This is a genomic window from Paenibacillus sp. FSL H7-0756 (assembly GCF_038006765.1).
GTDB lineage: Bacteria > Bacillota > Bacilli > Paenibacillales > Paenibacillaceae > Paenibacillus_AQ.
Genome location: NZ_JBBOVT010000001.1, coordinates 285,859 through 304,042, shown reverse-complemented (window position 1 = coordinate 304,042; position 18,184 = coordinate 285,859). Strand labels below are relative to the sequence as shown.

At 57.4% G+C, this 18,184-nt stretch carries 19 protein-coding genes and 1 pseudogene; 14 read left to right on the top strand and 6 right to left on the bottom strand.

All coding sequences use genetic code 11. The annotated features are described in order from the left end of the window. Entirely contained in the window at positions 1–864 is an 864-nt protein-coding gene (cysW, locus tag NST04_RS01330; protein ID WP_341182856.1) for a sulfate ABC transporter permease subunit CysW, read from the top strand. Between the two features lie 101 nt (positions 865–965). Continuing rightward, positions 966–1,187: a YezD family protein gene (locus NST04_RS01325; RefSeq protein WP_036702087.1), complete on the top strand. Its 222-nt coding sequence runs from the start codon at positions 966–968 to the stop codon at positions 1,185–1,187. Between the two features lie 53 nt (positions 1,188–1,240). Here NST04_RS01325 and NST04_RS01320 read toward each other — a convergent pair whose 3' ends face one another. After that, entirely contained in the window at positions 1,241–1,597 is a 357-nt protein-coding gene (locus tag NST04_RS01320) for a hypothetical protein (RefSeq protein WP_341182855.1), read from the bottom strand. Positions 1,598–1,775: 178 nt separating this feature from the next. Between NST04_RS01320 and NST04_RS01315 the strand changes: the two genes are divergently transcribed. From NST04_RS01315 to NST04_RS01300, 4 genes are all read left to right on the top strand, one after another. Next, positions 1,776–2,189, top strand: coding sequence for a GNAT family N-acetyltransferase (locus NST04_RS01315; protein WP_341182854.1), 414 nt, complete (start codon positions 1,776–1,778; stop codon positions 2,187–2,189). Between the two features lie 60 nt (positions 2,190–2,249). Beyond that, positions 2,250–2,882, top strand: a complete 633-nt coding sequence (locus tag NST04_RS01310) for an NAD(P)-dependent oxidoreductase (protein ID WP_341182853.1) — start codon at positions 2,250–2,252, stop codon at positions 2,880–2,882. A 62-nt stretch (positions 2,883–2,944) separates the two neighbouring features. Further along, a complete protein-coding gene (locus NST04_RS01305; protein ID WP_341182852.1) occupies positions 2,945–3,247 on the top strand; it encodes a hypothetical protein in 303 nt (100 codons plus the stop codon). A 190-nt stretch (positions 3,248–3,437) separates the two neighbouring features. After that, positions 3,438–5,360, top strand: coding sequence for an NAD(P)H-hydrate dehydratase (locus NST04_RS01300; protein WP_341182851.1), 1,923 nt, complete (start codon positions 3,438–3,440; stop codon positions 5,358–5,360). Positions 5,361–5,993: 633 nt separating this feature from the next. On the opposite strand, the gene NST04_RS01295 is transcribed toward NST04_RS01300, so the two are convergent. The 3 genes and pseudogenes from NST04_RS01295 to NST04_RS01285 all read right to left on the bottom strand — a co-directional run bounded on the left by NST04_RS01295 (position 5,994) and on the right by NST04_RS01285 (position 7,058). Next, the gene (locus tag NST04_RS01295) at positions 5,994–6,449 is read right to left on the bottom strand and encodes a hypothetical protein (protein WP_341182850.1); all 456 of its coding nucleotides are present in this window, start codon (positions 6,447–6,449) and stop codon (positions 5,994–5,996) included. A 67-nt stretch (positions 6,450–6,516) separates the two neighbouring features. Beyond that, a pseudogene (locus NST04_RS01290) lies at positions 6,517–6,910 on the bottom strand (SDR family oxidoreductase); the annotation flags it as partial. Continuing rightward, a complete protein-coding gene (locus tag NST04_RS01285) occupies positions 6,858–7,058 on the bottom strand; it encodes a hypothetical protein (RefSeq protein WP_341185266.1) in 201 nt (66 codons plus the stop codon). The gene NST04_RS01285 and the pseudogene NST04_RS01290, both read right to left, overlap by 53 nt. Positions 7,059–7,268: 210 nt before the next feature. Here NST04_RS01285 and NST04_RS01280 point away from each other — a divergent pair, with 210 nt between their 5' ends. From NST04_RS01280 to sdaAA, 3 genes are all read left to right on the top strand, one after another. Next, complete coding sequence (locus tag NST04_RS01280; RefSeq protein WP_341182849.1) at positions 7,269–7,679, top strand: GNAT family N-acetyltransferase; 411 nt, start codon at positions 7,269–7,271, stop codon at positions 7,677–7,679. Between the two features lie 173 nt (positions 7,680–7,852). Then, entirely contained in the window at positions 7,853–8,569 is a 717-nt protein-coding gene (gene sdaAB, locus NST04_RS01275) for an L-serine ammonia-lyase, iron-sulfur-dependent subunit beta (RefSeq protein WP_341182848.1), read from the top strand. Next, on the top strand, positions 8,566–9,444 hold the full coding sequence (sdaAA, locus tag NST04_RS01270) for an L-serine ammonia-lyase, iron-sulfur-dependent, subunit alpha (protein WP_341182847.1): 879 nt from the start codon (positions 8,566–8,568) through the stop codon (positions 9,442–9,444). The genes sdaAB and sdaAA overlap by 4 nt, the downstream gene beginning before the upstream one ends. A 36-nt stretch (positions 9,445–9,480) precedes the next feature. Here sdaAA and NST04_RS01265 read toward each other — a convergent pair whose 3' ends face one another. Then, positions 9,481–9,783 carry a hypothetical protein gene (locus NST04_RS01265; RefSeq protein WP_341182846.1) on the bottom strand — a complete coding sequence of 101 codons (303 nt, stop codon included), beginning with the start codon at positions 9,781–9,783 and terminating at the stop codon, positions 9,481–9,483. Positions 9,784–9,856: 73 nt separating this feature from the next. On the opposite strand from NST04_RS01265, the gene NST04_RS01260 reads away from it, so the two are divergent. Then, positions 9,857–10,054, top strand: coding sequence for a YwbE family protein (locus NST04_RS01260; RefSeq protein ID WP_341182845.1), 198 nt, complete (start codon positions 9,857–9,859; stop codon positions 10,052–10,054). On the opposite strand, the gene NST04_RS01255 is transcribed toward NST04_RS01260, so the two are convergent. After that, positions 10,041–10,856 (bottom strand): HNH endonuclease, encoded by an 816-nt coding sequence (locus NST04_RS01255; RefSeq protein ID WP_341182844.1) that lies wholly within the window; start codon positions 10,854–10,856, stop codon positions 10,041–10,043. The genes NST04_RS01260 and NST04_RS01255 overlap by 14 nt on opposite strands. 321 nt (positions 10,857–11,177) lie before the next feature. Between NST04_RS01255 and NST04_RS01250 the strand changes: the two genes are divergently transcribed. The 4 genes from NST04_RS01250 to NST04_RS01235 all read left to right on the top strand — a co-directional run bounded on the left by NST04_RS01250 (position 11,178) and on the right by NST04_RS01235 (position 18,066). Continuing rightward, a complete protein-coding gene (locus NST04_RS01250) occupies positions 11,178–12,191 on the top strand; it encodes a LacI family DNA-binding transcriptional regulator (protein WP_341182843.1) in 1,014 nt (337 codons plus the stop codon). A gap of 109 nt (positions 12,192–12,300) precedes the next feature. Beyond that, entirely contained in the window at positions 12,301–13,644 is a 1,344-nt protein-coding gene (locus NST04_RS01245; protein WP_341182842.1) for a glycoside hydrolase family 30 protein, read from the top strand. Between the two features lie 315 nt (positions 13,645–13,959). Continuing rightward, a complete protein-coding gene (locus tag NST04_RS01240) occupies positions 13,960–17,187 on the top strand; it encodes a cellobiose phosphorylase (protein ID WP_341182841.1) in 3,228 nt (1,075 codons plus the stop codon). 213 nt (positions 17,188–17,400) lie between these two features. Continuing rightward, complete coding sequence (locus NST04_RS01235; protein ID WP_341182840.1) at positions 17,401–18,066, top strand: hypothetical protein; 666 nt, start codon at positions 17,401–17,403, stop codon at positions 18,064–18,066. The last annotated feature ends 118 nt before the right edge of the window (positions 18,067–18,184 follow it).

Below are 18,184 nucleotides of genomic sequence, written 5' to 3'. Positions count from 1 at the left end.
ATGGCCGGTACGGTTCCCTTGCATGTCCCCGGGCCGCGAACGGGCGTATCATCGCCCGCGGCAACAGAGTCACCGGCGGTTAAATGGGTGCTCATCTCCCTGGCCGGGCTGGTTCTGCTCTGGCTGATTGCGCTGCCGCTGATCATTGTGCTGGTGGAGTCGCTGAAGCGGGGGCTGGATGTCTACTGGGCTGCATTGACCGACCCGGACGCCGCCTCGGCGCTGAAGCTGACGCTGCTGGTCGCTGCGATTACAGTTCCGCTGAATACGGTCTTTGGGGTAACGGCGGCGTGGGCGGTGACCAAGTTCCGTTTTCGCGGCAAGGGATTTCTGATTACGCTAATCGATCTGCCTTTTGCCGTATCCCCGGTAATTGGCGGGCTGATCTTCATTCTGGTGTTCGGCTCACACGGCTGGTTCGGCCCCTGGCTCAGCGACCATGATATCAAAATCGTCTTCGCCCTGCCGGGCATCGTGCTGGCTACGCTGTTTATCACGTTCCCGTTCGTAGCCCGCGAGCTGATTCCGCTGATGGAGGAGCAGGGCACACAGGAGGAGGAGGCTGCGATTACGCTCGGTGCGCACGGGTGGCAGATCTTCTGGCGCGTAACGCTGCCGAATATTAAGTGGGGCCTGCTCTACGGCATTATTCTCTGTAATGCACGGGCCATGGGCGAGTTCGGAGCCGTATCCGTAGTGTCCGGGCATATCCGCGGGGAGACGAATACGTTGCCGCTGCATGTCGAAATTTTGTACAACGAATATCAGTTTTCGGCATCCTTCGCGGTGGCTTCTCTGCTGCTCCTGCTGGCACTGGTGACGATGATTGTAAAAAGCGTACTTGTACGCAAAAATGCTCATTGACAGCTATTGGGAGCCGTGCTAAGTTAATTCATAGTATACAAGGTGGTAATAACGGAAATTAGGCAGAGTTACTTCCCTAACCGGGAAAGGGAGGCTTGCGAATGGCGAAACCACTGAAGGTGGATGAGGTATGGCTTGCGCGGATAACGGAACTTCTCGACGATATGGAATTCGGCTCCTTGCACATCGTAGTGCATGAAGGTCAAATCGTACAGATGGAGCGCACGGAGCGCAAACGTTTCGAGAACAGCACAGCAAATTCACGTGGTAGTGGAGAGACCGGAAGCCGGCGGACCGATACCCGTACTGGAGGACGAGGATAATACAGAAAGACCTTCCATTGGGCAACCAATCGAAGGTCTTTTAGGTTTAACTGTCAGTAACGCGGATTGCGCCGTGCTCCGCTCAGCCCTTCTACGAGCAGAATGATAGCGGTAATGGCATGCATCACCCAGCCGACGAAAGGAATCAAGGCCACCACCGAAGTAACTACGCCCACTGCATTTCCGATAATCGGACCGCGCTCTCTCAGCAGAATGATTATGGCTACGGCATGCAGCAGAAAAGCGATTCCGAGCGGCGCCCAGGCATTTGCTACCACAAAGCTTCCCCCGATAATCGGCAGCGCCAGAAAAGCCTCATAAGCGAAAGTTCCCCATTTAAACAGTTTCCCTGTAGGAGACATAATTACTTCACCAACCTTCCAAAATAGTAGTGTTGCTTGTCTATCCACAGTTTACCCAAGGATACGGGGTAAGAATAACCTGCCCGTCCGCAGAGAGCAAGTTCTGTGTTTTGAATTATTGTACGCTGGAGGAGGCGGGGCGTTTCAATTTTGAACAAATACATATATATTGGTATCAGTATGGCAGCGGGGCTGTGTGTAGATTGCAGGGTACAGGAGGAGTAATATGACAAATTCAGTACAGGCGGAGATCCGGCAGGAGCTGCCCTCAGTTGAGGATTATCTGGCGCTGCGGCAGGAAGCCGGGCTTAGTCCGATGAGCATAGAGGGGGCGTCTGCCGGGCTGCCTAACTCCGCTTTTGCGGTGACCGTATATGCAGGAGAGCTGCTGGTGGGCATGGGCAGGGTTATTGGGGACGGGGGATGTTTTTTTCAAGTGACGGATATTGCGGTGAAGCCTTCCTTCCAGGGACAAGGTCTCGGAAAAAGCATCATGCGGGAAATCCGCGCGTTCCTGGACAGCGTTCCGGAGAAGGCGTATATCAGTCTCATCGCTGACGGGGAAGCGGCAAAGTTGTATGCCAAATACGGGTTCACGCCGGTGATGCCTGCTTCACAGGGAATGTTCCTGCGGCGATAAATAGGGTGAATTCGTGTAAAGATAAAGGATAGCAAATTAGGAAAGTGAGGCAGCGGGAGAATGGATATTGTAGTGTTTGGAGCATCGGGCAGAGTTGGAAGTGCCATCGTACAGGAAGCGTTAAAAAGAAAACACGAGGTCACGGCTGCGGTACGCAGACCGGAAGCCTTCGGCCTTCAGCATGAGCGGCTGCAGGTAGTGGCTGCTGATCTGCTGGACCCGGCCTCGGTAACGGCAGCGGTGCGCGGGCATGAAGAGGTAATCAGTGCGTTCGGCCCGGCGGCGGGGCATGAGAATGATCTGCTGCGGGCAGCGGATTCATTGCTGGAAGGGATGCGGGCGGCTGGGCTTGAGCGTCTGATCATTGTCGGCGGAGCGGGCAGTCTGAAGACGGAATCGGGAGAATGGCTGATGGACACCGCCGGATTCCCGGAGGACTACCGCGCGCTGGCTTCGGCTCATGCCAATGCCTATGAGATCTATAGAGGATCAGAGCTGGATTACACGTATCTTAGTCCGCCTGCCGCTCTGATAGACGGGAGCCGCACCGGCCAGTTCCGTATCGGCCTCGACCGGCTGATTGTAGATGAAGACGGCCGGAGCGGCATCAGCATCCAGGATTTCGCTGTGGCGGTCATCGATGAGCTGGAGGAAGGCAATTTCAGCAGAGCCAGGTTTACTGTAGGGTATTGATAGGGAGATTGTACTGATCGTAGGGTGAGGATTTGCGCGCAGTGCTTGGGGGGCGCGTGTGCGTGTGGACGGAGGAGGACGCGGGAGAGGAAGAGGAGAGGGCAAAGGTAGTGGCAGAGGCAACTGCAGAGGCAACTGCAGAGGCAACTGCAGAGGTGAAAAGGGCAAGGGTAGTGGCTGAGGCGGAAACTGCAAAAGTAGCGGCAGGTTTAATCGCACTCTGTACAACTAAAACAGCTGATTTTACAAGGATTCTGCATTTAGTTGTAGTCTGTACATTTAAAACTCCCTCTGTGCGGAGATTCTCTCCAATCGGGCATATTAGTTGTACAAACTACAACTGGAAGAGGAGGCTGTGCTTTTGAGTGTTTTTAGGTGTATGGAATGCAACTATGGATGCAAGTATGCTTAAGGTCCTCTTCGTAGCGGGAGGACTTTTTGCTGTTTAAGCATAGCGTTACTCGTTACTCGTTGGCCGCTATGAGCTACCTGGGTTATTTGCTTGCTGAAACGGGACTTAGTACAATCGAAGCAACTATGAAGGAGGTCTGACCCATGGATGTAGTGACAGCGGAGGAGATGCGGGAACTTGACCGCGACACGATTGAGCGGCTGGGCATTCCGGCCATCGCCCTGATGGAAAATGCCGGACGGGCCATTGCCGAGGAGGTCATCGCCCTGTGCCGCCGCCGGGCAAGCGTAGCTAGTGTGGCTGGTGGCGGGGCGTGGTGGGATGGAGCGGTTGGTGGTGGAGTACGGAGTAATGAAGCGGGAGTTACAGGTGGTGAAGTACCCGGAGATGGAATGAGGGCTGATGGTGCGCGGAGAAACGGAGCGGTAATACCAGATGGCGGAATGCGGTGGGACGGAACGGGAGCTATTGTTGATGGTGCGCGGAGTGATGGGTTAGACACGGCTGGAGATGGTGCGCGGAGAAACGGAGCGGTAATGCCAGGTGGTGGAATGCGGTGGGACGGAACGGCATCAACTGATGGCGTAGCATATGCGTCAAGCGGGTGCGGTGCCCCAGGCTTCGGCGCTGGCGCTGCGGGCTTCTCCGTCAGCGGCGATGCAGCGCTGACGCTTGCCGGTGCCGGCGGAGAGCATTGGCTCGTCCTCGCCGGCAAGGGCAACAATGGCGGCGATGGCCTCGCCGCCGCCCGGCACCTGCGTGAGGCCGGCATCGCCGTCACGCTGGTGTACGCGGCCGCGCCGGAGTCGCTGGCCGGCGAAGCCGCGCTGCAGCGTGATGCCGCTGCAGCCATGGGCATTCCTGCCGTAGTCTGCGGCAGGGACGCCCTGGACCTTGCCGCATGCAGCGGCATCATAGATGCGCTGCTCGGCACAGGCAGCGCGGGAGCCCCGCGCGGTGCCTATGCGGAGCTGATTGCCGCTGCGAACGCCAGCGGCAGAGTCATTGTGTCCGCGGACATCCCCAGCGGGCTGGATGCGGACACGGGGGAGACGCATGAGCCCTGCATTCATGCGTCAGTGACCGTCTGCCTCGCGTTCCTGAAGCGGGGGCTGCTGCAATATCCCGGCGCGGAGGCTGCCGGGCGGGTCGTGGTCCGCTCCATCGGCATACCCGCTGCACTTGCCCGGGAGGGCGGCGTCAAGGTCAGCCTCCTGACGCCGGAAGTACTGACGGCGCGCCTGAAGGTTGACCTGGCGCGCCGCCGTTCGCCCGAGGGCCACAAGGGCACCTACGGGCATGTCCTGCTTGCAGCAGGAAGCCTGCGCATGAGCGGCGCAGGCCTGTTGTCTGCCCGCGCTGCGCTGCGTGCAGGCTGCGGGCTGGTAACCTGGGCGCTGCCGGAGAAGCTGCTGCCCTATGTGATCGGTTCTGTACCGGAGCTGATGCTGGCCCCGGTCACCGGTGGTGACGGGGAGTGGAACGCAGGTACGGCCGCTGAAGTGCTGCGGCTGAGTACCAGCCGCGATTGTACAGCCATCGGCCCCGGCCTGGGCCGCTTCGAAGGAGATACGGAGTGGCTCCGCAGACTGTGGGAGGAGACGGATGGTCCTATGGTTATCGATGCGGATGCGCTGAATATACTGGCAGATGCCGATTACCGGAGCTGGAGGCGCCGCCATCCGGTTATTCTGACCCCTCATCCGGGGGAGATGGCCCGTCTGGCGGGGATATCTACAGCAGAGGTGCAGCGGGACCGGATCGGGCTGGCATTGTCTTACGCAGTTCAGTATGGGGTAATCCTTGTACTCAAAGGAGCCCATACCGTAATAGCAACGCCTGAAGGGCAGGCCTATATTAACATCACCGGGCATCCCGGTATGGGCACCGGCGGTGCGGGGGATGTGTTGACGGGCATCATCTCCGGTCTGCTGGCCCAGGGTCTGGAGGCGGATCAGGCTGCTGCGTTTGGAGTCTATCTGCACGGGCTGGCCGGAGAACGCGCCGCCCGGAAGCGGGACCATCCTGCCGCCCTGATCGCCGGGGATATTATCGAAGCGCTGTAAGTGTAAGCAACGGCTTGAAGTCTCCAACCAACATCCCTTTAACAAATTCAAGCTCTTGCTCGCTTTGGCGCACGGCCCTGCTTCGAGGTCAAAGTCTATATTAGTTTGCTGTCTGCTTTAGCGGATAAGAGGTGGATTTTGTCCACCTGCTGTTGAGCGGATGAGCGCTGGCGGGACGTTAGTTGAATAAAAGGCACTTAATTTGGCACATTTCACCCCAGGCGGAGAAACTAACTCTATTAGTTGTAGTTTTTCCACCTGCTTGCCTGTAATCGGCAGAAACGGATGAATTAAGACACATTTCTCCAATTGTTTGCTGCGGGCATACAATAGCGCGCGATGCGCCGGAGGATGGGAGTTAACACGCTGTGCTTGAGGAAGGTCACCGGGCCCAACGTATGCGAAAACCGAACACAATAGTCTGTGGTCTCCTCTTACTGAGCCAATCTATAAATTTAGAGGTTACTTTACTCCGCTAGCCGGGATACCAGCCTACTCAATGTTACAGCCCTAGCTGGTATACCAGCCCTCCGGCTATCCGAGCCTTACCCGCTCTCCAGCCTTACCCGCTCTCCAGCCTTACCCGCTATTCCAGCCCTGCCCAGTACCCGGCCTCCCCTGAAACCGTCCAGGTCAGAATAGAACCAGACAGACCAGCGGAATGAACAGAGCGAAGAAGGGAAGCAGGATCGGGAAGCGTTCGCCCGCGATCTGGGCGATGCGGAACAGCAGCAGGATTGCGAGTCCGGTAAGGCCGGAGACGAGGGCGTCGCCGCCCTGCTCCGCAGCGAGCCACAGCCCGGCGCCATAGCCGGCAATGGCGTACAGGGCCAGTGAAGGGCTGAGTGAGGTGGAGCGGAACATGCGCAGCAGCGCATCGGCCAGGATGGCAGCCGGCAGGCCGTAGGCGTAGATGGCATAAGGCACCGATACCGGCCAGCCGGACGGAATTCCGTTCTCATAGCCATGGATCAGCATGAACAGGGAGAGCAGAATGAAGGTCAATCCGGCGGCCGACAGCTTGGTTAGAGCGTACATGCCCGCATTCAGGCGGACAGAAGGCAGGTTGAAATCCTTGTGTTGATTCATCGCTATACATCCTTTCAGGGTGGGGGATGAACACGGCCGGAATGACCGGCTGAAGCCTGGACATGGATTAACTGGTAACCATGTCCCCGCCGTTAACATGAATGCAGGTGCCGGTTACATAAGAAGCATCATCGCTGGCCAGGTAGACATAGGCTCCTGCCAGTTCGTAAGGCTGTGCCGCACGCTTGAACGGAGTCTCTGTGCCGAAGACACTGACCTGACCTTCTCCGCAGAGAAGCTGGCAGGAATCAGCGGCGTCCAGACCGGACCGGGAGCTACGCTGTTGATGCGGATGCCGCTGGCGGCGAGAGACAAGGCGAGAGGACAGGTGAAGGAGACGATAGCGCCTTGGTGGACGAATAGGCAATCAGCTGCTTGTGTCCCCGGTAAGCCGTTATGGAGGCAATGTTAATGATGCAGCTCTCTGAATGCAGATGCGGAAGTGCCGCCTGAGTCAGGAAAAGCACTGCCTAGCAGCTGCCCGCTGATTGGAGGCGGCTGCATCACGCTCTCCAGTCCGGGCTGGCGGTCCTGGTGCTGAGTGGGAAGAGCGACAGGCTGCACATGGCCTACCGTCTTTTCAAAATATAAGAAACTTATAGGTTTCACACGATAACTTATCCTTCTATTTCTCGCTGAAACGGTACCGTCCTTTCAAAGGACGGCAAAGCTGTTTCCACTTGCCATAATAAGGGTACACGGGGTTCATCGGCGGTTGCTCCTCCTTGCCTGCTCAGCTCTTCCGTATATGGGTATGCATGCGCCCAGAAAAGCGTGCGGCGTGAAGCGGAGTCATAAACATAGAAATGGGGAGAATACATGATATATAGAGCAATGACAGGGGAAGATTACGAGGCGGCTTACCGGTTATGGGAGAATACGGACGGAATGGGTCTCAGTGAAGCCGACTCGCGTGAGCATATTATCCGTTATCTGGAGCGGAATCCGGGGATCAGCCAAGTGTGCGTGAAGGAGGGCGGCACCCTTATAGGCACAGCGATGTGCGGGCATGACGGACGCCGGGGTTATATGTATCATGTGGCGGTTGACAGCGCCAGCCGGGGAAGCGGTGCAGGCCGTGAGCTGGTGAGGCGTTGCCTCGCGGAACTGCGGGAAGCGGGCATAACGAAATGCCATCTCATGGTGATCGGAGATAATGCCCCGGGCCGCAGCTTCTGGACCCGTATCGGCTGGCAGGAGCGGGACGGGCTGGTACTGTTCTCAAAATAAGAATTTATAGGTTTCACGCTATACATTATCCTTCTATTTCCCTCACAATTCATGTAATAGTGTAGCTTTGGTGCGGACGCAGTATAATATATAAGTGCTGTACAATTAACGGATGGACATCATTACATCATTCGCTGTACAGGGCCGAATTTAGATAGCGGGAGACCAGAACTATGAGATTTAAAGATGTATTCTCAATTATAGGTCCGGCCATGGTCGGGCCTTCCAGTTCTCATACAGCGGGAGCCGCACGGATCGGACGGGCGGCAAGACAGGTGCTTGGCGAGCTGCCGCGAGAGGCCGAGGTTACGTTCTTCGGTTCTTTTGCCGCGACTTATCAGGGACATGGGACAGACCGGGCGATCGCCGGGGGGCTGCTTGACTTCGCCACGGACGATCACCGGCTGCCGGATTCCATTGAGCTTGCGGCCGAAGCCGGGATGAGCATCTCCTTCGGTCAGGGAACGGGGCTGTTTCCCCATCCCAATACGGTTCGTCTGCGACTTACAGGCAGGGAGAGCGGGACGGAGATGACCCTTACCGGTACATCCATCGGCGGCGGCAATATTGAGATTGTGGATATTGACGGCTTCAGTGTGAAGCTGACCGGCATGTACCCGACCGTACTGATTCAGCATATGGATTATCTGGGTGTGCTGGCGAGTGTTACGGATGTCATGCGGGAGGGACAGTTCAATATCGGACATATGTCACTGGACCGGAAGAACCGCAGCGGGGCGGCCTTGACGGTGCTGGAGCTGGATGAGTCAGCCACGGCGGAGCTGCTGGAGAAGCTGCGGGCGCTTCCGGCAGTGAAGAGCGTCAAGGTAGTCGATTTGAACGGCAATACACAAGAACAGACACAGAAGGGGAAGGACATCACAACATGAATTTTCAAACACTCAGCCAGCTGGCTGTACTATGCGGGGAGCGGGAGCTTGGGATCGGCGCACTGATGCTTGAGGAGCAGAGCGCAGAATCGGGCCGTTCCAAGGAGCAGGAATTCGCCACCATGCGCGAGTATTACGGGGTGATGAAGGAAGCGGTGCAGCGCGGCATGACCGAAGACACCACCTCACGCAGCGGACTGACAGGCCTGGATGCCCAGCGTGTGGCCGCCTATAATGCAGCGGATGAGCCTTGTCTCGGGGGACCGGCAGGCCAGGCGATGGCGTATGCCCTTGCCGTATCTGAAGTGAACGCCTCTATGGGCCGGATTATTGCCACACCGACTGCCGGTTCATGCGGAATTATCCCCGGTGTGTTCCTGAGCTGTCAGGAGCGCTTCGGCTGGGACGATGACTATATGGTTTCCGGTTTGTTCGCGGCAGGAGCGATAGGGTATGTTATTGCTAATAATTCTTTTGTATCGGGCGCGGAAGGCGGCTGTCAGGCCGAGGTGGGGTCAGCGATCGGCATGGCGGCCGGAGCGTTGACCGAGCTGCGCGGCGGGACTCCGGCACAGGCGGTACATGCGGTAGGTCTCGCGCTCAAAAATACACTCGGGCTGATCTGTGATCCGGTAGGCGGACTCGTGGAGATTCCATGCATTGTCCGCAACGGCTTCGGTGCCGTTACGGCACTTGCCGCGGCGGATATGGCCCTGGCTGGCGTCCGCAGCGTGATTCCGTCCGATGAAGTGATTAAGGTCATGCTGGAGGTCGGTTCTGCGATGCCCGAGAAGCACCGGGAGACGGCAGGGGGCGGGCTGGCCCAGACCCCGACCGGCCGCCGGATTATGAAGGATCTGCGGAACCCGAAATAACTGCCCGGTCACAGGCGCTCCGCCGTCTGCGGTTGATCAGAGCATACGGAAGCGTTCCAGCTGCTCCCATAAGCCCTCCTGGCGGAGAATCTCCGCCTGCTTCGGGCCCATAAGGTCGAAGTGGGGGAACGGTTGGCGGTTATGAATATACCGCGCCGGGAGACCGTGCTTCCTGCACCACTCCCGCAGGCGGGGCAGATCACTGCACCCTACCTTGGTGACAGTCGTGATCTCAGGGTAGCGTGCATCGATCCAGTAATGGGTCAGGAAGGCAATCTCCCCTGCGGAGACGGCCTGCTTCCAGCGGGTTAATTCTGCCCGGTTGATTCCAAAAGCCATGGCTGTTCATCCTTATCTGTAAGAGTAAGTAGACTATATATAACGTAAATATTACCGGAAAGGAGAGTGTATTATGAACGGACAAGTTAGAGCGGATATCCGCCCCGGCATTCAGGTAGACATCGTGCTGAAGCAGGACCAGGCCAGCGGCAAGCTCACGCACGGCACAGTGAAAGACATCCTGACCAACTCGCCCCGCCATCCGCACGGGATCAAGGTGCGGCTCTCGGACGGCCAGGTTGGACGGGTCAAGAACATTACCGGCTCATGAATTGCTCCACCGACTGGTCGGCCTTCGTTTGATTGCACAAGTTGCAAGCGCAGACGCAGTTATCCGGCGTAGTATGCCCTCCCTTGGCGCGGGGGAGCAGATGATCGATGGTATCCCCGTATTGCCCGCAGAAATAACAGGTATAGCGGTCCCTCGTCAAAATATAGACGCGGAAGTCCTTGTTGCTGTATAAGCGGCGGATCGTACGCCGGTTCACAACGATGGCCGCATGCTCCTTGACCAGCGTCACGGCAAGCTCAAGGTCGATCTCCTGATGCCAGCGGCGGCCCTTATCGCTATGCCCGCGCATGAGAATCATGCCCTTGGCCGAAGGGATCAGGGCAGAGGCATCCTGCGGATCGGGCTTCGGCCCGCGCTGCTGCGGAAGGCTGCGCCCGGTCTCGGCGGCATGCCGGGGCCGGGCCTTGCCCTTAAGGCCGGCCGCTCCCGCGCTGCCTCTTGCGTCCCGGGCACGTTCCGGCCGGGCGGCTTGCCGGGGCTGGGCCATGGGCGGCTGTGCCTTCCCGGGCGCAGCTGCCCCGGAGACAGAGGCCGGCCCCTTGTCCCGCTTGAGGGGACCGGCCGGTCCGGCCTGGCGCTCCGGCAGGGCAGGCGCTAAGCTTGCCCGCACCGGCGGCAAGGAAGCCTCGGCCTCGCGGAGCTTGCGGCATTCCCGGCAGGCTCCGCGCCGGGACAAGCCCTTGGCGCGCTTGCCTGTGCGTCTGCGGAATTCAGCGAGCGGCTTAAGCTGATGGCAGTACGCGCATTTTTTGGTTGGAGGTAGAGTTGTCGTCTCAGTCATAAGTGTACTTGGCAGAAGCAGCCTTAAGCCGCAACCGTCCAATCCCTTCTGTATTGTGAATGATAAGTGCATCTGCTTGCATGCGTCTGCTTGAATGTTAGTAGTTGTCCTAATTGATACTAGTATAGCGTAAACTGCAGACATTCACACAGGCAGGCACATCATGCGAATTTCCCGGAGGGTGAACTGGGCTGCTGATTCAGATCGTGACGCTGCTGCCTGAGGTCCAAGGATATTTTATGCTGGACGGCTGTGCCGAAAGAAGTTAGAATGTCAGTGAACATAAAAGGGCTTTCATTGAGCTGCGGGAGTGAACCGGAAATGACCACAATATACGATATTGCCAAAAGGACCGGCTACTCGCCAACCACAGTGTCCAAGGCGTTCAATAACTATTCCGATGTGCGGGAGAAGACGCGTGACGAGATTCTGCGTACCGCCCGGGAGATGGGGTATCTGCCCAATGCGCATGCACGTACACTGACGACCAAGAAATCCTGGACCATCGGTGTGCTGTTTGTGGAGAATACGGGGGCGGGCATCCGCCATCCTTTTTTCAGCGCAGTGATTGAGAGCTTCAAGCAGGTTGCCGTAGCCAAGGGCTATGCCCTCATGTTCATCTCGAAGGATGTCGGCGGCAAGAGAAGCGGATATCTGGAGAACTGCCGGATTCGCGGCGTCGACGGGGTAGTAGTATTCCTCTCTGATTATGATGACCCGTATTTCCGGGAGCTGCTGGAGAGTGATATTCCGACCGTGGTGCTCGATTTCGAGACGGAGCTGTCGCATACCGTCTGCTCGGATAACATGACCGGTGCCCTGCAGGCCGTGGAGTATCTGGTCAGTCTTGGACACCGCCGGATTGCCCACATCTCGGGAGGCGGGAACACCTATCCGGGACAGCAGCGGGAGCTGGGGTACAGAACGGCGATGGAGCAGCAGGGACTTGAGGTGCCGGATGAGTATGTGGCAGAGGGAGCCTTCTACGCGATGGAGAACGGTTATGGTGCAATGAAGCGTCTGCTGGCGCTGCCGGAGCGGCCGACGGCTGTTTTTGCTTCGGGTGACTTGCTGGCCTTGGGTGCGGTGATGGCGGCTAAGGATCAGGGGCTTGCGGTACCGGAGGATGTCTCGGTGATGGGCTATGACGACATTGAGCTTGCCGGATACGTCACGCCTGCGCTGACCACTGTACGCCAGAATACCGAACTGCTGGGGACCCGGGCGGCGGAGCTGCTGCTGGCATCTATGAACGGTCCAGGTACGGCTCAGGAAGCACTTGTGCTGCCTGTAGAGATTATTGTGAGGAATTCCTGCGCCGCGCCGCGCATGTGATGAAGATGCGTTCATTCAGGAATACCTTTTTTTTCGGCAAAATCGAAACCGGTTTCGATTTCTTTCGTCCCTGATGTCGTTTGGCAAAAATAATAAAGGAGCGATGAACATGACAACAGTACAAACCGTAGTGACCGCCAAAGATACAGGGGATCGCCTGACTCCCAAGGAAGGCATTCAGTTTAGTGCAGAGGGCGCCGCGGCAAAAGCAGATATCAGGTTGCGGCCGGAGCAGGCTTTCCAGACCATTATTGGTTTTGGCGGCGCATTCACAGAAGCAGCGGCGTATACCCTGTCCCGGATGAGTCCGGCGAAGCGTACAGAGGTCATCCGGCGGTATTTCGACCCGGTAGACGGGCTGAATTACAGCATGGGCCGTGTGCATATCCATAGCTGTGACTTCGCACTCGGTAATTATACGTATGTGGAGGATGGGGATACGGAGCTTAAGACCTTCGATATCTCGCGTGACCATAAGTGGGTTCTGCCGCTGATTAAGGATGCTATGGAGGTCCGGGGCGGACCGTTCACCATGCTGGCCTCCCCGTGGAGCCCGCCCGCATGGATGAAGACCAACGGGGAGATGAACAACGGCGGCTCGCTGAAGCCGGAGTATGCGCCGGTCTGGGCGCGGTATTATACCAAATTCATCGAAGCTTACCGCAAGGAAGGCGTTCCGGTCTGGGCGGTCTCTGTACAGAATGAGCCGGCAGCGGTGCAGACCTGGGATTCCTGTGTGTATAGTGCTGAGGAAGAGCGTGATTTTGTCAAAAACCATCTCGGCCCCGTGATGCACGAAGCCGGAATGGGTGATGTGAACATCGTGATCTGGGATCATAACCGCGATATTATGGTCGAGCGCGTGACCCCGATTTTGTCGGACCTGGAAGCTGCACAGTATGTCTGGGGGACCGGAATTCACTGGTACGGCGGCGAGGAGTTCGGCAATGTGGAGCAGGTGCATGAGCTTTTCCCGGATAAGCATGTGCTGTTCACTGAAGGCTGCCAGGAGGGCGGCGTGCGTCTGGGCGAATGGTTCACGGGCGAGCGCTACGGCCGCAATATGATCGGCGATCTTAATGCCTGGACCGAAGGCTACCTGGACTGGAATCTGGTGCTGGACGAGACGGGCGGACCGAACCATGTGGGCAATCTCTGCGACGCTCCGGTGATTGCGGATACGGCTACAGACAAGGTCCACTACAACAGCTCGTATTATTACATCGGGCATTTCAGCAAATTCATCGCTCCGGGTGCAGTGCGGATCGGCCTGGATTCGGCGGCAGAGGGTGTACTGTCAGCCGCATTCCGTAATCCGGACGGCAGCCTCGCTGTGGTGCTGATGAACGAAGGCGGGGAAGCCCGTACGCTGACGCTGGAACTGGGCGGCGAGACTGCTGAGTGCACGCTGCCTGCGCACTCTATTGCGACACATGTGATTACACAGGCTTAGGCCTGCGGGCTTGTAAAAAGGAGGAGTGGATGGTGGTAGCGGTTGCTGCATCAATGCTAAGCACCAGTACTACCGCACCTGTGTCACTTACCTGTGCACTTCTTACCTGCGCCGCTCACCACACTCGCATCTTTGAATCTATCAGCTCTCCCTTCCTGCGGCTTTATGAAACTGTTGTACTTTGTTTGTATGAAATGCAATTGCCCTGCAAGTTAAATCCCATAAGCAAGCTCCGCACTTAAGCACTGGTTGCTATAGCAGATCGGCTGAAGCGGGGCACATAAGTATTGATAGATACTTTAGGAGGAGTAATTAATGAGCCATTATACTTTTGATTCAGGAAAATTTATCATCGAGCAGTTCCACGAAGGCAAGCCGTTTGCCAGCTTCCTGCCCGGCCTGGCCGGACTGAAGGGGATTCCGATGTGGACATTCTATGTGAACCGCGGCCAAGGGATCAGCAGCTTCGGCGTGCGGGACAAAAACTCGCCGATCATGGAGTTCTCGCCGGCCAACATCTCCTACAAGAATGTAACATCGACCGGCTTCCGCACCTTCATCAAGCTGAAGGGGAGCAGGGAGATCTATGAACCGTTCCAGTCGGCCCGTCCGGACCCTGAAGCCAAGCGGATCATGACCATTCTGCCGAACGGTCTAACTATTGAGGAGACGCATGAAGGACATGGACTGAAGAACACGGTCCACTACTTCAACCTTCCCGGGGATGATTATGCTGCGCTGGTCCGTCAGGTGGAGATTCAGAACATCGGCGGGGCTGAGCTTGAGCTTGAATTGCTGGACGGTCTGCCGGAGGTACTTCCGTTCGGGGTAGAGAACAGCAACTATAAGGAGATGGGGAACCTGCTCCGCAGCTGGATGGATGTGTTCAACCTGGAGAACGGAATCCCGTTCTACAAGCTGCGCTCGGGCACGAATGACGATGCCGAAATCGGTAAGATCGAGAGCGGGCATTTCTATCTCTCCTCCACAGCGGAAGGGGAGCTGCTCCGCCCGCTGGTAGACTATGAAGTGATCTTTGGCGGGAATACTTCACTGACCTATCCCGACCGCTTCGCGGCGCTTCCGCTGGCAGAGCTGCTGGCACAGCCGCAGTATCCGGTCAACAAGGTGCCGTGCGGCTTCAGCGGCACAGCCCGGACACTGGCCCCGGGGGCTTCGCTGAAGCTGAACACGATCATCGGGCATGTGAATGATATTGCCCGGATCAATGAACGGACGGCGGAGCTGTGCCGTGAGGAATATTTTGCTGCCAAATCCCTTGAAGCTGCTGCGCTGACCGAGGAGTTAACTGCGGATATCGCCACCCGGACGTCCTCGCCGGTCTTCGACGCATATTGCCGCCAGTCCTATCTCGATAATTTCCTGCGCGGGGGTTATCCGTTTATCTTTGACAATGGGGAAGAGGGCTTCGTCGTCCATCTCTATTCCCGCAAGCATGGTGATATGGAACGGGATTATAATTTCTTCTCGCTGGCTCCTGAATATTATTCGCAGGGGAACGGGAATTTCCGCGATATGAACCAGAACCGCCGCAACGACGTCTTCTTCCATCCCAAGGTGGGCAGCTTCAATATCAAAATGTTCTATAGCCTGATTCAGGCAGACGGCTACAATCCGCTCAGTGTGCAGGGCACCAGCTTCGAGATTCTACCGGGTGCGGAGGAGCAGCTTAAGACCTGGCTGGCCGGGGCGCTTGCGGAGCAGCATGCGGGACTCAACAAGCTTTTGGCCGGACGCTTCACCGCAGGCAGTCTGATTAACTATATTGCCGATCAGCAGATTGCGTTAGCCCTAAGCGAGCAGGAATTCCTCAGCGGGGTGCTTGCGCTGTCGCAACAGAACATTGAAGCCGCCTTCGGCGAGGGATTCTGGTCGGATCACTGGACGTATAACCTGGATCTGGTGGAAGGCTATCTGGATATTTATCCTGAGCGCCTTGGGGAGCTGCTGTTCGGAGATGAGACGTATGCGTTCTACGACTCTCCGGCCTATGTCCTGCCGCGCAGCGAGAAGTATGTAATCAGCGGCGGCAAGGTACGGCAGTTCGGAGCCCTGCTGGAGGACGAGGAGAAGCTGCACAAGCTGAAGCGCAAGGCATCCGGTACCGAGTGGCTGCGCACGCAAGGCGGGCACGGTGAGATCTACCGGACCAGCCTATTTGTGAAAATGCTGTCGCTCGCTCTGAATAAATTCGCCACGCTTGATCCCTACGGTATGGGCGTGGAGATGGAGGCGAACAAGCCGGGCTGGAACGATGCAATGAACGGGCTGCCAGGCCTGATCGGCTCCGGGATGAGCGAGACGCTGGAGCTGAAGCGGATGCTGGTCTTCATGGCGGAAGCGCTGGAGAACAGTGCGGAGCTTCCGTCCACAGTTGCCCTCCCATCGGAGATCGCGGCGCTGCTGACACAAGTAGGTCAGGCTGTAACGGAAGTGCTGGACGGCTCGCTGGACCCATTCGCGTACTGGGACCGCGTGGCCTCGGCGCGTGAGGCATACCGCGCGGACATCCGTTTCGGGATTACTGGTGAGACCAGCGATGTCTCCCTTAAGGTGATTCGCGGAATGCTGGAGCAATGGCTGCGCAAGACCGATCAGGGGATCGCGCGTGCGGTGGAGATGGGCGGCGGACTGGTTCCTACCTATTTCCGGTTCGAAGCCACGCGCTTCCGGCCGGTCACGGATGCAGCCGGCGAGCCGGTCATCAGCGGCTATGGACTGCCGAAGGCAGTCGTAGAGGAATTCGAGGCCTCGGCGCTGCCGTATTTCCTGGAAGGCCCGACCCGCTGGCTCAAAACGCTAGATGATCTTGAGACGGCCAAGGACATATACAGCAAGGTGAAGCAGAGCGGGCTGTTCGATCCGGTCACCTCGATGTACCGCACTTCGGTATCGCTGGAGGAAGAGGGGCATGAGATCGGCCGCATCCGGGCGTTCACCGCAGGCTGGCAGGAGCGGGAATCGAACTTCCTGCACATGTCGTATAAATACTTGCTTGAGCTGCTGAAGGCGGGGCTGTATGAAGAATTCTACAGTGAGCTGAGAACATCGCTGATTCCCTTCCTTGACCCTGAGGTCTACGGACGCAGCACGCTGGAGAATTCCTCGTTCATCGCAACGGGCGGCAACCCTGACCCGCATACACACGGACGGGGATTTGTAGCGCGGCTGAGCGGCTCTACGGCCGAGTTCCTGAGCATGTGGAGAACGATGATGGCAGGCAGCAGCCTGTTCGCTATGGAGGATGGCGAACTAACACTGGCGCTGCATCCGGCCCTGCCCGGCTGGCTGTTCGACGGGCAGGGAGAGGTCTCCTTCAAGCTGCTGGGCAGCACGGAAGTGACGTACGTGAATCCGCGTCATGCGGATACCTTCGGCGATAGCAAGGCGGTTATTCAGCAGATGAAGCTGGAATTCCGCAGCGGCGAGGAACGCAGTGTATCCGGCGGCCTGCTGCGCGGCGCAGATGCCGAGGCCTTGCGGCGCGGGGAGATTGCCGCGATCCGTGCGGTGATGGAATAACGGTTATAGAATGTATGGAGAGGAGGTCCTTGGGGGCCTCCTTTCTGATTGTCTGTTGTGAATAAGGCGAGTAGGCCGAATGTACTTGGAAAACCGATCACAATCGCAACGTGCTGACGCGGAGGCCTGCATAAGTGCAAATCCTGTCAAGCAAACAATTAGCTTATAATAGTGGGTATATATCTGTTAACAGGAGAGGAGCAGGATGAAGAAATGAGCGAGCTTAAGATGGGACTGATTGAGAAATACTCTATGATTGTTCCGGCCGCGCAGCGGGAGGAGTGGGAGTCAAAGGGCTGGGTGGAAGAACCTGCGTTCAGGGATTTCCACTATGAGGCGGAAGAAGGCGAGGCGATGATGACCGCCAGACCTCATACCCTGACAGAGATTGACACGGACTCGCTGCTGGGCAGCAGGGCAGTGGGATTCTCTACCCATTTGGGAACCTATGGCATGGGCGGTCCCGGGTTCTTCGGATTGTTGCTGGAGAAGGAGGGTATCAGGCAGTATCTTGTGTATGCCGTCTGGGCATCGGGCCAATATATTATGCTGGACGGCAGAGTGATTGAATGCCACCTGAGATATAACGGGAGCCACCGGCCGTGGTTATCCAGCTGGGCAGGGGAGCCTGAGGAGCAGCAGTGGGATGAGCTTACCGGGAGAGTGACGGAGAGCGTGGTGTCCGCTGTCCAGCTGACGGATGAGGAGCTGCGGCTTGAGCTGACGCAGGAAGGCACGCGATCCCAGCTTATTTTCTACAAATACCATCAGGATCTGCCGCCGCTCGGAAACGGCCAGCCGCGCAAGCCTGCCTTTGAGGACAGCGTGATCGGTGATTATATTGTACTATCGGAGGAGCAGGCGGTTCTGCATGTGTAACTGGCCCCGGCTTGGGGAGTTCAGAAGAATGCTCCAAGCCGAAAAATGAGCCCCTAAATACGAAAAATGAGGCCTTTTACCGTATACCTAAAACGCATACAATACTTACATAGAGATG